At 71.8% G+C, this 14,578-nt stretch carries 14 protein-coding genes; 7 read left to right on the forward strand and 7 right to left on the reverse strand.

The window, feature by feature from the left end; genetic code table 11:
* Positions 1 to 5: 5 nt before the first annotated feature.
* The 6 genes from ACPOLB_RS20000 to ACPOLB_RS20025 all read right to left on the reverse strand — a co-directional run bounded on the left by ACPOLB_RS20000 (position 6) and on the right by ACPOLB_RS20025 (position 7,112).
* Positions 6 to 1,544 carry an amidohydrolase family protein gene (locus tag ACPOLB_RS20000; protein WP_425257789.1) on the reverse strand — a complete coding sequence of 513 codons (1,539 nt, stop codon included), beginning with the start codon at positions 1,542 to 1,544 and terminating at the stop codon, positions 6 to 8.
* A 91-nt stretch (positions 1,545 to 1,635) separates the two neighbouring features.
* A complete protein-coding gene (locus tag ACPOLB_RS20005; protein ID WP_425257790.1) occupies positions 1,636 to 3,003 on the reverse strand; it encodes an amidohydrolase family protein in 1,368 nt (455 codons plus the stop codon).
* A 22-nt stretch (positions 3,004 to 3,025) separates the two neighbouring features.
* Entirely contained in the window at positions 3,026 to 4,129 is a 1,104-nt protein-coding gene (locus ACPOLB_RS20010; RefSeq protein ID WP_425257791.1) for a C4-dicarboxylate TRAP transporter substrate-binding protein, read from the reverse strand.
* A 54-nt stretch (positions 4,130 to 4,183) separates the two neighbouring features.
* Positions 4,184 to 5,341 (reverse strand): CaiB/BaiF CoA transferase family protein, encoded by a 1,158-nt coding sequence (locus ACPOLB_RS20015; RefSeq protein WP_425257792.1) that lies wholly within the window; start codon positions 5,339 to 5,341, stop codon positions 4,184 to 4,186.
* Positions 5,342 to 5,367: 26 nt separating this feature from the next.
* A complete protein-coding gene (locus ACPOLB_RS20020; RefSeq protein ID WP_425257793.1) occupies positions 5,368 to 6,183 on the reverse strand; it encodes a citryl-CoA lyase in 816 nt (271 codons plus the stop codon).
* A 32-nt stretch (positions 6,184 to 6,215) separates the two neighbouring features.
* Entirely contained in the window at positions 6,216 to 7,112 is an 897-nt protein-coding gene (locus tag ACPOLB_RS20025) for a dioxygenase (protein WP_425257794.1), read from the reverse strand.
* Between the two features lie 147 nt (positions 7,113 to 7,259).
* Here ACPOLB_RS20025 and ACPOLB_RS20030 point away from each other — a divergent pair, with 147 nt between their 5' ends.
* Both ACPOLB_RS20030 and ACPOLB_RS20035 read left to right on the forward strand, forming a co-directional pair.
* Complete coding sequence (locus ACPOLB_RS20030) at positions 7,260 to 8,147, forward strand: LysR substrate-binding domain-containing protein (protein ID WP_425257795.1); 888 nt, start codon at positions 7,260 to 7,262, stop codon at positions 8,145 to 8,147.
* A gap of 32 nt (positions 8,148 to 8,179) precedes the next feature.
* A complete protein-coding gene (locus ACPOLB_RS20035; protein ID WP_425257796.1) occupies positions 8,180 to 8,938 on the forward strand; it encodes a YoaK family protein in 759 nt (252 codons plus the stop codon).
* A gap of 34 nt (positions 8,939 to 8,972) precedes the next feature.
* On the opposite strand, the gene ACPOLB_RS20040 is transcribed toward ACPOLB_RS20035, so the two are convergent.
* The gene (locus ACPOLB_RS20040; RefSeq protein WP_425257797.1) at positions 8,973 to 10,328 is read right to left on the reverse strand and encodes an NAD(P)/FAD-dependent oxidoreductase; all 1,356 of its coding nucleotides are present in this window, start codon (positions 10,326 to 10,328) and stop codon (positions 8,973 to 8,975) included.
* A 166-nt stretch (positions 10,329 to 10,494) separates the two neighbouring features.
* On the opposite strand from ACPOLB_RS20040, the gene ACPOLB_RS20045 reads away from it, so the two are divergent.
* The 5 genes from ACPOLB_RS20045 (at position 10,495) to ACPOLB_RS20065 (ending at position 14,485) form a co-directional block, all read left to right on the forward strand.
* On the forward strand, positions 10,495 to 11,100 hold the full coding sequence (locus ACPOLB_RS20045) for a hypothetical protein (protein ID WP_425257798.1): 606 nt from the start codon (positions 10,495 to 10,497) through the stop codon (positions 11,098 to 11,100).
* A gap of 83 nt (positions 11,101 to 11,183) precedes the next feature.
* A complete protein-coding gene (locus ACPOLB_RS20050) occupies positions 11,184 to 12,572 on the forward strand; it encodes an FAD-binding oxidoreductase (protein WP_425257799.1) in 1,389 nt (462 codons plus the stop codon).
* On the forward strand, positions 12,569 to 13,168 hold the full coding sequence (locus tag ACPOLB_RS20055) for an NAD(P)H-dependent oxidoreductase (RefSeq protein ID WP_425257800.1): 600 nt from the start codon (positions 12,569 to 12,571) through the stop codon (positions 13,166 to 13,168). Before ACPOLB_RS20050 ends, ACPOLB_RS20055 begins: the two co-directional genes overlap by 4 nt.
* Positions 13,165 to 13,629 carry a RidA family protein gene (locus ACPOLB_RS20060; RefSeq protein WP_425257801.1) on the forward strand — a complete coding sequence of 155 codons (465 nt, stop codon included), beginning with the start codon at positions 13,165 to 13,167 and terminating at the stop codon, positions 13,627 to 13,629. The genes ACPOLB_RS20055 and ACPOLB_RS20060 overlap by 4 nt, the downstream gene beginning before the upstream one ends.
* Positions 13,630 to 13,633: 4 nt before the next feature.
* Positions 13,634 to 14,485 carry a creatininase family protein gene (locus ACPOLB_RS20065; protein WP_425257802.1) on the forward strand — a complete coding sequence of 284 codons (852 nt, stop codon included), beginning with the start codon at positions 13,634 to 13,636 and terminating at the stop codon, positions 14,483 to 14,485.
* Positions 14,486 to 14,578 lie beyond the last annotated feature (93 nt).

Genomic DNA, 14,578 nt, shown 5'->3' on the forward strand with positions numbered 1-14,578 from the left:
CGCCGTCAGGGCGCGCGGAACAGGTCGCGCGAGATGCCGGCCGTGGCGAACAGGTGGTCGCGCGATGCCAGCAGCTCGGCGCGCAGCCGGTTGATGTCGACGTTCAGCAGCTTGCCGCGCCACTTGCGCACCTTGCCGGCGATGATGACGCTCTCGACGTTGCTGCGCTCCATCAGCGACACCACGGCGCCGGGCACGTGGTTCAGCGGCGCCACGTTGATGGCCTCGGCGTCGAGGATCAGGATGTCGGCCTCCTTGCCCGGCGTCAGCGAGCCGGTCTTGCCGCCGAGCTGCAGGTCGCGCGCGCCGTTCACGGTGGCGTAGCCGATCACGTCGCGCGTGGTCAGCAGCGGCACGTCGCCGGTGGGCGGCATGCCGCTCTCGCCGAGCTTGTTGGCGTTGACGAACATGCGCTGCAGCGCCATGGTCGTGCGCATCTGCGTGAACAGGTCGGCCGTCAGCGTGCATTCCACGTCGGTCGACAGCGACGGCCGCACGCCCATCTGCTGGGCCTTGATGATCGGCGGCGTGCCGTGCGTCATGTTCATCTCGATCGGCACCGCCAGCGACACCGCCGAGCCCGCGTCGCGCACGCGTTCCCAGGCCATGTCGGACATGCCCGTCATGTGGATGAACAGGTTCTTCTGCGTGAAGGCGCCGGCCGTGGCCAGCGCGTCGAAGGTCGGCCGCATGCCGAAGGTGCCGACGATGTGGCAGGCCACCGGGATGTCGAGCTCGCGGCCCAGCGCCCAGGCGGCTTCGTAGCCCGGCAGGTAGATCTCGCCGCCCATGAACATCGAGAGCAGCTGGTCGCTGCTGCTGAAGTACTGGCTCTTGATGCGGCGCGCGTCGGTGGGGTACTGGTTGCCGTTCACCCCGCCGGCACTCTCGAAGTAGCCGAACACGGCGCGGTGGCCCGAGTCGCGCAGCGCCTGGATCGTGGCGTCGCTGTGCTGCGGCGAGTGGTGGATCTGCGAGATGTCGAACACCGTGGTCACGCCGGCGTCGATCTGGCTCAGCGATCCGAACAGCGTGTTGATGTAGACGTCCTGCGGCCGGTACACCGGTGCGAAGGTCGACAGGATCTTCTGGAAGTAGTTCTGCGTGATCGACGCGTCGAGCCCGTCGAACAGCAGGCCGTCGGCCAGGTAGCTGCGCAGCGCGGTCTCGAACAGGTGGTGGTGCGTGTCGATGAAGCCCGGCATCACGATGCGGCCGGCGGCGTCGATGATGCTGGCGTTGCCGGCGCTGAGGTTGGGGCCGACGGCGACGATCTTGTTGCCGTCGACCAGCACGTCGGCGCGCTCGAAGTCGCCCACTGCCGGGTCCATCGACAGCACCGCGCCGTTGCGGATGACGTAGCGCGTGCCGGCGCTGCCGCTGTTCACCGGCGGTTGCGGCGTGTTGTCGACTTCGTCGCTGTCGTTGCAGCCCGACAAGCCCATCAGGCCGACGCCGGCCCCGCTGGCGGCCGCCGCCTTCAGGAAGCCGCGCCGCGGGTTCCAGTGGTTCTGCGGCTTGCCTTCGTCACACAGTCTGCACATGTCTCGTCTCCTACGACTTCCAGGGTGTGCGCGGCACCGGCTCGTGCGGCCGTGTCCGTGCGGGGATGGGGTGGTGGGGCGCCGGCGCGCGTCAATCCGGCGCCAGGTGGGTGCGCAGGCCCAGGGCGCGCACGATGCGCCGGCCCGAGGCGTTCAGCGCCGCCAGCTTCGGCGCCAGGTCGACGCCGAGCAGGCGGCCGGCGCGCTTCTTCCAGCGGCCGGCGACCATCACGCTGTCGATGTTGGCCGGCGAGGCCTGGAAGACCACGGCCGCCACCACGTCGTGCAGCGGCTGCATGTTCAGCGTGTCGGCGCGCAGCAGCACCAGGTCGGCCTGCTTGCCTGCGTCCAGGCTGCCGATGCGGTGCTGCTGGCGCAGCATGCGCGCGCCTTCGATCGTCACCCAGGCCAGCGCCTCCAGCGCCGGCACCGTGCTGGTGGCGGGGATCGTGCCGTGCGCGGCGCGGTGCGCCACGTTGTCCAGGCTGCGCTGCAGGCCGATGGCCACGCGTGCCTGCGTCAGCATGTCGCCGCTGACGGCGGACTCGAGGTCCACGCCCAGCGACGGCGCGCGCCCCAGCGCGCGCAGCCGGCCGGTGATGGGGTGGCCGTGGCCTTCGGACATCTCGCTCTCGGGCGTGGCGGTGAAGCTCATGCCAAGCGCGGCGAAGCGCGCCAGCTCGGCGTCGGACAGCGCATGGCCGTGCACGATGTTGACGTTGTCGCCGAGCAGCCCTTCGGCGTCCAGTTGCTGCCAGCCACCGGGGCTGCGCGCCGGCCCGCCGCCCTGGTGCAGCGACGCGATGCAGTCCAGTTCGCGCGCCATGCGGAAGTCGTGCCGCGCCACGTCCATCGTGGCGTAGTGCGGGCCCAGCACCGCGGCGTGCACCTGCAGCAGCGTGCTGCCCTGGTGCGTGGTGCGCAGTCGTTCGAGCTCGGCGCGCGGGTGCGGGCGCTCCCAGAACGGCGTCTCGCCGGGCCGCGGGTCGGGCTTGGGGCTGCCGTGGAAGAACGCGGCGCGGATGCCCGACTCCAGCAGCGCCGCCACCGCCGCGTCGCTGTGCGCCGGCGTCGGGTTGTTGTGGCACCAGTCGGCCAGCGTGGTGGTGCCGTTGTCGAGCTGGTTCAGTGCGCCCACCAGCGTGGCGATGTGCAGGTCCTCGGGTGTGAACACCGTCGCCAGGCCCGCATGCATGGTGCGGAAGTACTCGGGCAGCGTCCAGTTCGCCGCCACGCCGCGCAGCGCCGTCTGCCACGTGTGCATGTGGGCGTTGACGAGGCCGGGAATGACGATGCAGCCGCGTGCGTCGACCACGTCGGCGTCGCCGCCTTCCGGCAGCGGCAGCTGCGGTGCGATGGCGGCGATGCGGTCGCCGTCGACCAGCACGTCGGCGCAGGGCAGCACACCCTGCGCGTCCATGGTGACGACGGCCGCGCCGCGGATCAGCGTGCGGGCCATGGGGGTCGGACCGGGTAGGGTGTCAGCGGTCCCAGGCGCGTTCGGGCGTGGCGCCGCGCGCCTTCACCGCGGCCAGGTACTGGTCGAGCAGCGGCCTGGCCTGCGCGCCGCGTGCGGCGTTGTTCTTCACCCACTCGCCGGCCAGGTCGGGCAGCGCGGCGATCCACTTGCTGCGGTCGGCGGCCGACATCGGCGTCACGGTCACCGGCGGGGTCTGCTTGGCGCCGATCTCGGTCATGCGCTGGATGGCGGTCTGGTGGCGCGCCACCAGGTCCTCGCCGTGGCGGCGCGAGTACTCGGCGCCGGCTTCACGCATCGCGCGCTGCACGTCGGCGGGCAGCTTGGCCCAGGTGTCCTTGTTGATGCCCAGGCCGCCCGAGAACACCACGCCCATGTTGACCTTGGTGATGTAGGGCGCCACCTCGTACACCTTGGCCGGCAGGATGCCGGTGGCCAGCGAGACCACGCCGTCGGAGACGCCGGTCTGGATGTCGGTGTAGTAGGTGGTGAGCGCGCCGTCCACGGGCGTGGCGCCGACGCCGCGCAGCCACTGGCCCAGGATGCCCGGGGCCGAGAGCTTGCGGCCCTTCAGGTCGTCGATGCTCTTCACCGGGAACTTGGTGTACAGGTCGTAGGTGTCGCTGGCGGTGGCGCCCAGGAACACCACGTTGTGCTTGTCCCACTCGGCGCGGAAGGCGGGCGCCTTCTCGATCAGCTCGTTCATCGCACCCAGCACGATGCGCGGGTCGCTGGTGGTGAAGGGCGTGTGCGCCGACAGCTGGGCCAGCGGCATCTTGGCCGGCTCGAGGTAGCTGAAGACCCAGCCGATGTCGGTGATGCCCTGCTCGACCGAGCTGAGCGTGGCGTTGGCCTTGTACAGCTGGCCGCCGAAGGCTTCCTTCCACTGGATCTTGTACTTGCCGCCGGCCGCCAGGCGCTTGTCGACCTCGGGCATGAACACGCTCTGCATGAAGCCCACCCAGGGGATCGTCGTCGGGTGGCTGGCGGCGATGGTGATGTTGATGGTCTGCTGGGCCAGCGCGGCGCCGGGCAGGGCCAGCGCCAGGGTGCTCAGCGCAGCGGCCAGTGCGGGACGGCGGCGCAGGAAGGGGGTGGACGAGGGCATGGTGGTGTCTCCGGACAGTGGGATGTTGTCGTTGTCGGTTGTTGTCGGTCGTGGTCAGTCGGCGGCTGGCTGCGCCCAGGGCGAGCCGGGCTGCTGCAGCAGCGCGTTGTGCTCGCCCAGCAGCGGCGGGGCGCGCACGTCGAGCGCACGCTGGCCGTCGAAGCTGACCGGCGAGCGCACGGTGCGCCAGCGACCGCCCTCGGGGTGGGCGGTGTCCACGAAGAGCTGCAGGTGCCGCGCCTGGGCATCGTCGGGCACTTCGTTGGTGGTGTACATCGGGGCGTGCGGCACGTCCTGCGCTTCCAGCCGCCGGCACCAGGTGGCGCGCGGGTGCTGGCGGAACAGGCTGCCGAGCAGTTCGATCAGCGTCTCCTGGTGCTCGATGCGGGCCTCGCGCGTGGCGAAGCGCGGGTCGTCGAACAGGTCGGGTTTCTCGATCGCCAGCGCCAGGCCTTCCCAGAACTTCGGCGGCGAGCTCATGTGCAGCGCGATCCACTTGCCGTCGGCGCAGGGCAGCACGTAGCTCTGCGAGACGCTGGGCCGGCTGAACGGGCCCATCACCTCCGATTCGGAGAACAGGTGCGTGAAGGCGTCGAGGTTGAAGTGCGTCATGGCCTCGAACATCGAGACCTCGACGCGGCGGCCGCGGCCCAGCCCGTGCCGCTCACGTTCGTACAGCGCGCCCAGGATGCCGTAGGCGGCGTAGAAGCCGGTCAGCGCGTCGGCCAGCGCCGGGCCCACCACACGCGGGTTGGCCGGGTTCACCAGCAGGTTCAGGAAGCCGCTGGCGGCCTGCGCCACGGTGTCGTAGCTGGGCCGGCCGGCGGCCGGGCCGTCGGGGCCGAAGCCGCTGATGGCGCAGTACACGATGCCCGGGTTCATCGCGCGCAGGCGCGCCTCGCCGGCGCCGATCTTCTCGGCCACGCCGGGGCGGAAGTTCTGGATGTAGACGTCGGCCTCGGCCACCAGGCGGTCGAACTGCGCCAGCCCGTCGGGCTGCCGCGTGTCGACCGTGACGCTGCGCTTGTTGCGGTTGTAGGTCTGGTAGTGCGGGCTGTAGGTGCCGCCGCGGAAGGCGCGGAAGGGGTCGCCCGCCGGCTGCTCGACCTTGATGACGTCGGCGCCCAGGTCGGCCAGCAGCATCGCCGCCGCCGGGCCGGTGATGAAGGTGCCGTGCTCGACGACACGCACGCCTTGCAGGACCTTGTGCATCGTGTGTCCTTGGTGCTGCATGCGTGTCAGGCCGCGGCCTTGGGCGACCAGCCCGCGGGCACGTCGCCGGTGTATTCGTACTCGCGCGTGGCCTGGTACGACAGCGCGAAGCCGATCGGTGCCTCGGCCTCCTCGGCCAGGTGGGCGATGAGGCCGGCAGTGCGCGCCAGGATCGGCACGCCGCGCAGCGCGGTGGCGGGGAAGCCCACGTCCAGCAGCACGGCGGGGATGGCCGACGAGACGTTCAGCCGCAGGTCGCGGCCGGTGAGTTCGGGCAGCACCGCTTCCACGGTCTCGGCGATGCGCACGAAGTGGCCCGAGGTGCCCGCTTCCTGCGCCACGGCGAACAGCCGCGCCACGCGCGGGTCGCGCGCCTTGTGCAGCGGGTGGCCATAGCCGGGGATCGCCTGCTTGGCCTGGCGCAGCTCGCGCACCACGGTGGTGGCGGCCTCCTGCAGCGAGACGCCGCTGTCGCGGGCCAGCGCGTCGATGCGCAGGAACAGCCGCCCGGCGTTTTCCGAGGCGCCCAGGATCACCGAGCCGCAGCCCAGGATGCCCGCGGCCACCGCGCCCTGCAGCGCGTCGGGCGCGGCGGCGTAGGTCATGCGGCTGGCCTGCACGCTGGGCACCAGGCCGTGTTCGGTGATGGCCACCAGCGTGGCCTCGAGCACGCGGCTGGCCATCGCGTCGGGCTTGCGGCCGGTGACCAGCAGGTGGAAGTAGTCGGCGAAGCCGACCTTGCCGATGAGGTCGTCGCAGAGGTTGTGGCCGCGCACGACGATGGTCTCGTCGTCCGAGGTGCAGATGGCCGAGCGGGGCACGGTGGCCTTGCCGATCTTCATGGCGTGGGAGTCCTGCTGCGAGAGGGGAAGGGTCAGGCGGCGGGCGCCAGGTGGATGTCGTAGCGCGCGCTGTGGAAGGCGCGCTCCATCGTGCGGCCGTCGGGCGCGGTGCCGGGCGCGTGGGCGGTGTAGGGCAGGATCAGGCTGTCGCGCACGCCGAAGACCACGTCGGAATCGAGGTACGGGCTGTCCGACGGGAACAGGTGCGTGGTCAGCGGCACGTAGCCGTCGCGGTAGACCATCATGTGGATGTGGCCCGGGCGGTTGGGGTGCCGGCCCATGGCCTTGAGCATGTCGCCCACCGGGCCGTCGTCGGGGATCGGGTAGTACGTGGGCTTGACCGACCAGAAGTGGTAGCGGCCGTCGGCGTCGGTGTGGAAGCGCGCGCGCAGCCGCATGCCGGCGTCCTCGCCCATCTGCATGTCGTACACGCCTTCGCCGTCGCCCGACCACACGTCGAGGCAGCAGTTCTCGATCGGCCGGCCGTGCGTGTCGGTGACGCGGCCGCTGTAGTGCGCGGGCTCGCCGGGCATGCCGGCGCCGATGTCGCTGCCCAGCGGCAGCACCGGCGCGCCTTCCCAGTAGAACGGGCCCTGCACGGTGGCCTCGGTGGGCTGCGTGGTGGCTGCGCGGTCGGCCAGCGCCTTGGCCGAGCGGCGCGCCTGCTCGAGCTGCACCGTGAGCATCGAGATGCCCAGCGTGTCCGAGAGCAGGATGAACTCCTGCCGCTTGTCGTCGCAGGTGTGGCCCACGCGGGTCAGGAACTGGATGGCGGCCATCCACTCGTGCGGCTGCAGGTCGACCTCGCGCACCAGCGCGTGGGCGTGGCGGATCACGGCCGACATCACCTGCTGGTAGCGGGCGTCGGTGCAGCCCTCGAGCGTGCGCAGCACGGTCTCGGTGATGTCGCTGGTTTCGTGCTGCGTCATGGTGTCTCCTCGTCGCGCAGCGGTCTGGGCCGGCGCTGGTCGTCTGTCTCGCAGGAAGCGCAGTCTCGGCGGCCGCAGTGGTCGACGGAAGTGATTTATTTATCTCGCTATCATCGACCGCATCGATCAAACGGAGCCGGCGCCGCGATGGAACTGCGACACCTGCGCTACTTCGACGCCCTGGCCGAGACGCTGAACTTCACGCGCGCCGCCGAGCGCCTGCACGTCACGCAGTCGACGCTGTCGCACCAGATCCGGCAGCTCGAAGAAGAACTCGGCCACACGCTGTTCGAGCGCAGCACGCGCCACGTGCGGCTGACCGAAGCCGGCGAGCTGCTGCGCAGCTACGCCACGCCGGCGCTGCAGCAGATCGACCACGGCCTGCACGCGCTGCGCCAGGACGGCGCCGATCCGCTGCAGGACAGCCTGCGCCTGGGCACCACGCACAGCTTCGCGACGCAGCTGGTGCCGATGTGCCTGTCGAGCTTTCTCGCGCACGCGCCGGCCACGCTGGTCAGCGTGCAGGAGCTGTCGGCGCGCGAGATCGCCACGCGGCTGGCCGAAGGCGCGCTGGACCTGGGCGTGTCGTACCGCCCGGCCGACGCGCCAGAACTGTGGTTCGAGCCGCTGTACCACGAGGAGCTGCGCCTGGTGGTGGCGCCCACGCACCTGCTGGCGCGGCGCCGCCGCGTGCGCATGGTCGAGCTGCACGGCCTGCGCATGGTGCTGCTGCCGCAGGCGTTCAGCACGCGGCAGCTGCTCGACGAGGCCTTCGAGGCCGCCGGTGCGGCGCCGCGCGTGGTGGTGGAGCTGAACTCGATCGCGCCGATGATCGAGCTGATCCGCCGCACCGACATCGCCGGCATCATCGCCGAGACCGCCATCACGCCGGGCTCCGACCTGGCGGTGGTGCCGCTGGAAGACCCGACGCCGCGGCGCACGCCGGGCCTGCTGTGGAAGAAGGGCGCGGCACGCTCGCCGACGATGCGGCACATGGCGGCCATCATCCGCCGCGCGGCGCGGCCTGCGGGCTGAGGGCCTGCACGCAGCGCCCGGACAATCACGCCATGCCCACCGACTTCGCGCGCTTCCTCGTCGGCCGCCACCGCACCGTCGCGGCCAACCGGCAGCTCGGCTTCGTGCTGGCGTTCGTGGCCGGCGCCATCAACGCCGGCGGCTTCCTGGCAGTGCAGCAGTACACCTCGCACGTCACCGGCATGGTCTCGGCGGTGGCCGACAACCTGGCGCTGGGGCACCTGGGCCTGGTCGTCGACGGGGTGGTGGGCGTGCTGGCCTTCCTGCTGGGGGCCATGTGCTGCGCGATCATGGTGAACTTCGCGCGCCGCCGCGCGATGGCCAGCGAATACGCGCTGCCGCTGCTGCTGGAGGCGGCGCTGATCCTGTGCTTCGGGCTGCTGGGCGCGCGGCTGTCGCAGTTCGAGGGGCTGCTCGTGCCCTTCACCGTGGTGCTGCTGTGCTTCATCATGGGCCTGCAGAACGCGGTCGTGACCAAGCTGTCGCAGGCGGTGATCCGCACCACGCACATGACCGGCATCGTCACCGACCTGGGCATCGAGTTCGGCAAGCTCGTCTACTGGAACCAGGCCGGCACGGCCGACCCGGCGCTGCACGTGCGCGCCGACCGCCAGCGCATCGCCGTGCTGTCGGGCCTGCTGGGCTGCTTTCTCGCGGGGGGCATCGCCGGCGCCTTCGGCTTCAAGGCGCTGGGCTACGTGTTCACGGTGCCGCTGGCCGTGCTGCTGGCAGTGCTGGCGCTGGTGCCGGCGATCGACGACCTGCGTGCCAGCCGCGCTGCCGGCGGCTGAAATGCGACGCGCGCGGCGCCGCGAGCGCGCGGCGTCAGTGCAGCTTCACGCGCGGCTCGGTGCTGCGCGTGAGCAGCCGCGAGGCCGAGCCCAGCGCCGTCTTCCACCAGCCGTGCAGCGCCACCTGGTGCATCTTGTAGAGCGACAGGTACATCGTGCGCGCGAACAGGCCTTCCACCCACAGGTTGCCGCCCACCAGCGCGCCCATCAGGTTGCCGACCGTCGAGTACTCGCCCAGCGACACCAGCGAGCCGAAGTCGCGGTAGCGCCAGGGCTGCAGCGGCTGGCCGCGCAGCCGGCGCCGCAGCTGCTTGACCAGGTGCGAGGCCTGCTGGTGCGCCGCCTGCGCGCGCGGCGGCACGTTGCCGGTGTGGCCCAGCCACGGTGCGGCACCGCAGTCGCCGATGGCGAAGATGTTCTCGTCGCGCGTGGTCTGCAGCGTGGGCGTGACCACCAGCTGGTGCAGCCGGTTGGTCTCCAGCCCCGCCAGGTCGCGCAGGAAGGCCGGCGCCTGCACGCCCGCGGCCCACACCACCAGCTCGGCCGGGATGTGTTCGCCGCTGGCGAGCTGCACGCCTTCGGCGTCGACCGCCGTCACGCGCGCGCCGGTGCGCACGCGCACGCCCAGGCCTTCGAGCAGGCGCGTCGCCGAGGCCGCGATGCGCTCGGGCAGCGCCGGCAGGATGCGCGGGCCGGCTTCGATGAGGTTCAGTCGGATGTCGCGCTCGGGGTCGATGCGCTCCAGGTTGTACGAGACCAGCGTGCGCGTGGCCTTGTGCAGCTCGGCCGCCAGCTCCACGCCCGTGGCGCCGGCGCCGATGATGGCCACCTGCAGCTGGCGCGGCGTGAGCGGCCCGGCCTGCATGTGCGCGCGCAGGCAGGCGTTGACGAGCCGGCGGTGGAAGCGCTCGGCCTCGGCCGGCGTCTCCAGCGCGATCGCGTGCTCGGCCACGCCCGGCGTGCCGAAGTCGTTGGTCTGGCTGCCCACCGCCATCACCAGCGTGTCGTAGCCGCGCGTGTAGGCGGGCGTGACGGCGACGCCGTCCTCGTCGAGCACCGGGCCCACGTGCACCAGGCGCTGCGCGCGGTCCAGGCCCACCATCTCGCCGACGCGGTAGCGGAAGCCGTGCCAGTGGCTCTGCGCCAGGTAGTCGGTGGCGTGCGCGTGCAGGTCCATGCTGCCGGCGGCGATCTCGTGCAGGTGCGGCTTCCAGAAGTGCGAGCGCGCCTTCTCGATCAGGGTCACGTGCGCCAGCCCCTGCTTGCCCAGCGTGTCGCCGAGCCGCGTGGCCAGCTCCAGCCCGCCGGCGCCGCCGCCGACGATCACGATGCGGTGCAAGCCCGTGGGCGGGATGGGGGCTTGCGGCGGGCTGTGCGGTACTGCGGCCATCGGGCGGGTCCTGGGTGGTTGGGGTGGCGTGCTGCAGGCGCGCCTGTCACGCATCGTAACGACGCGGCACGGCGGCGCCCGAACGGCTAGGATCGCGCCCGTTTGCGCCTGCCACTGTCATCTCCTTGCGCCGCGGCAGGCGGCAACCCGCCACCGACCCACCCGCATGAGAACCCGTACCAGCACGCCGCCGGGGCGACGCCGCAAGCAGCCCCTCGTCGAACGCCGCGCCGCCGCCGGAACGCCCGGCGCGCTGCAGCGGCTGAAGGCCTTGTTCCTGCGCCCGATGCGGCTGGAGCGCCACGACGGCCGCTGGCGCCTGGTGATGGTGGAGCGTCGCGGCGCGGCCCACGACGCCGCAGTGGCGCTGAAGATCCTGCGCGACGAACTGCGCGCGCGGCTGGTGGCCCACCGCATCGACCATCCGGCGCGCCTGATGCGCCACCTGGTGTACCTGCGCGACGAGCTCGGCCGCCGCGGCTGGGCCGGCGCCGAGGCGCTGCCGGCCGACGTGCTGGCGCGCGCGCTGGCCCAGGCCGACCTGCTCGCCTGCAACGACCCGTCGCCGGCGATGACGCAGCTGATCGACCGCCTGCGCCTGCTGGTGCCGGCCGCCCGGCTGCGCGAGGAGCGCATCGCCCGCGAGCGCGCAGCCGAGCGCGGCGAGCGCATCGAGGTGTCCGAGACCACGCACGAGGACTACACCGAGGTCGAGCGCAGCTGGACCGGCGAGACCACGCCGGGCCGCCTGGTCCCCGAGCGCAACGACTGACCCGCACCCGCGCCACGCCACTCCACGGCGCGGCAGGCTGCGTGGCACACTGGTTGCATCGCTGGCTTTCGATGCCAACCGCCTTGCAGTACCGACCTGGTGATCCCGTCGACTGGCCCGCCGTGCGCGCGGCGCTGGCCGGTCTGGACCTCGACGACAGCCCCGCCGGCCGCCAGCGCGCCGCGGCCGACTACCACTGGTACAGCCCGGTGCTGGCCGAACGGCTGGCCGGCCGCGCGCCCGACCTCGTGGTGCGCCCGCGCACGCAGGCCGAGGTGCTGGAGGTGGCCGCGGCCTGCGCGCGCCACCGCGTGCCGCTCACGGTGCGCGGCGGCGGCACCGGCAACTACGGCCAGTGCGTGCCGCTGTGCGGTGGCATCACGCTCGACATCACCGCGCTGCGCCGCGTGCTGCGCATCGAGCCCGGCTGGGCCAGCGTCGAGGCCGGCGTGCTGCTGCACGACCTGAACCTCGCCGCGCGCGCCAGCGGCCAGCAGCTGTGCATGTGGCCCAGCACCGAGCGCATTGCCACGCTGGGCGGCTTCATCGCGGGCGGCCACAGCGGCATCGGCAGCATCCGCCACGGCATCCTGGCCGACCCCGGCAACGTGCGCCGCCTGCGCGTGGCGACGCTGGAAGACCCGCCGCGGGTGCTGGACCTGGCAGGCGCCGACATCCAGAAGGTGCACCACGCCTACGGCAGCAACGGCATCGTGCTCGAGGTCGACGTCGCGCTCACCGGCTTCGTCGAGTGGCAGCACACCATCGCGCTGTTCGACCACTACGACGGCGTGCTGCGCTTCGGCCTGGCGGCCGCTGCCGATCCCGCGATCGACCTGTTCCAGCTGAGCGCGGTGGAGCGCCGCATCATGCCCTACTACGCCGGCCTGCGCGGACGCCTCGAGGACCGCGACGCGATGTTCGCGCAGGTGTCGCCGGCCACGCTGCCGGCCTATGCGGCGCTGGTGCAGGCGCACGGCGGCCGCCTGGTGGTGCAGGGCACCGAGGCCGAACTGCTGGCCGCCGGCCTGCCCTCGGCCACCGAGTGCGCCTACAACCACACCACGCTCGAAGCCCTCAAGAGCGACCGCGGCGTCACCTACCTGCAGGTGGCCTACCCCGGCCCGCTGGACGCCGACCTGGTGGCGCGGCAGATGCAGCGCTTCGGCGACGAGGTGCTGTTCCACCACGAGTTCAGCCGCGCCGGCGGCGAGCGCGTGGCCTTCGCGCTGCCGCTGGTGCAGTACTTCGACGAAGCACAGCTGCGCCAGCTGATCGCCGACTTCGAGGCCGACGGCTGCCGCATCTTCGACCCCCACACCTGGGTGCTGGAGGACGGCGGCATGAAGCAGGTCGACACCGTGCAGCTCGCGTTCAAGAAGCAGGCCGACCCGCAGGGCCTGATGAACCCGGGCAAGGTGCGGGCCTGGGACGAGCAGGTGCTGGGCATCGCGGGCGGGCAGCTGCCGTGAGGTTGCTGCTGGTGTTCTGCCACCCCGACCCGCAGAGCTACGGCGCTGCGCTGCGCACCGCGGCCGCCGAGGCGCTGCGCGGCGCCGGCCACGAGCTGCGCGAGATCGACCTCTATGCCGAGGGCTTCGACCCCGTCTTCAGCGCTGCCGAGAAACGCACCTACCTGCCCGACACCGCGCAGAACATCGCCGGCGTCGCCGCGCACGTGGAGGCGCTGCGCTGGGCCGAAGGCTGGGTGGTGGTCTACCCGACCTGGTTCTACGGCGCGCCGGCCATGCTGAAGGGCTGGCTGGACCGTGTCTGGCTGCCGGGGGTGAGCTTCACCGTGGCCAAGAGCAGGCAGCGCCGCATTGGCGGCGAGCTGCGCAACATCCGCCTGTTCATCGGCATCACCACCTCGGGCTCGCCCTGGTGGTGGCTGAAGCTCATCGGCGACCCCGGCCGCAGCCTCTTCATGAAGGGTCTGAAGCCGCTGTACGCCCGCGGCTGCCGCATGCGCTGGCTGCAGCTGTACAACATGAACCACGTGACGCAGGACGACCGCACGCGCTTTCTCGCCCGCGTGCGCCACACCCTGTCGAAGGAGACCGGATGACGACGATTGCCCAGCCCCTGGCCAGGTACGCCGCGTGGCGCCGCGCCGGCGACTACGTCTTCCTGTCGGGCGTGATCGCGGTGGAGCCCGCCACGGCCACCATCGTGCGCGGCTACGCCGACATCCCGCCCGCGGCGCGTGCGCTGCTGGGCGAGACCGGCGAGTTCAGCACCGACATCAAGGAAGGGCCGATCCTGGCGCAGAGCTGGTTCGTGCTCGACCGCATCCGCGCCACCATCACGGCCGCGGGCGGCGGCATGGAAGACGTCTTCAAGCTCGTGCAGTACTTCAGGAACCTCGACCACTTCCCGCACTACAGCCGCGTGCGCAAGCTGTTCTTCACCGGCGAGCTGCCGGTGTCCACCGTGGTCGAGGTCAGCGCCATGCTGCCCACCGCCGACATCCTGGTCGAGGTCGAGGCCACGGCCTACCTGCCGCTGAACCGCCCCCTGAAAGCCTGACCCCATGCTGCACAGCTACAACCCGCCCGCCCGCTTCCTGCCCTACCTGAGCTGGTCGCAGATCGCGGCCCTGCCCGACAAGGCCAACATCCCGATCGTGCTGCCCGCCGGCAGCGTCGAGCAGCACGGCCCGCACCTGCCGTGCCTGGTCGACAGCATCATCGCCGCTGGCGTGATGGGCCACGCGCTGGCGCGGCTGCCGGCCGAGGTGCCGGCCTTCGCGCTGCCGCCCATCACCTACGGCAAGAGCGACGAGCACCTGCACTTCCCGGGCACGGTCACGCTGGAAGGCACCACGCTGCTGGCCACCGTCACCGAGATCGGCGAGAGCGTCTACAGGATGGGCTTCAGGAAGCTGCTGATCGTCAATGCGCACGGCGGGCAGCCGCAGGTGATGGAGATGGCCGCGCGCGAGCTGCGCCTGCGCCACGGCGACTACCAGGTGCTGCCGCACTTCGTGTGGCGCGTGCCGCACGTGGCGGGGCAGTTCATGACCGACCGCGAGAAGCGGCTGAGCATGCACGCCGGCCACGCCGAGACCGCGATCCTGATGGCGCTGGCGCCCGAAACGGTGCACATGGAGCACGCGGTGGCCAACTATCCGCCGGAATTCCCCAGCAAGGTGCTCAGCGCCGACGGCCGCCCTGCCGCCGCCTGGACCGCGCGCGACTTCGGCCCCAGCGGCATCATCGGCGACCCGCTGCCCGCCACCCCGGCGCAGGGCCAAGCCATCCTCGACAGCCTGGCCGACAGCTGGGCCCAGGGCCTGCGCGACCTGCATGCGATGCAGTGGGTCACGCGCGACGAACCAAGCTGGGGCAGATCGCACCAGAATGGGCACATCGAAGGCACCTGACCTGCTGGCCGCAATGGCACATCGATTGCTGACCCGACCCCAGCCGTGCCCGGCGCGCGCAGGACGCCGCGCGCCGGGCTTCCCCACTGCCCC

It is taken from the genome of Rubrivivax soli (assembly GCF_049810355.1).
Classification (GTDB): domain Bacteria; phylum Pseudomonadota; class Gammaproteobacteria; order Burkholderiales; family Burkholderiaceae_C; genus Rubrivivax.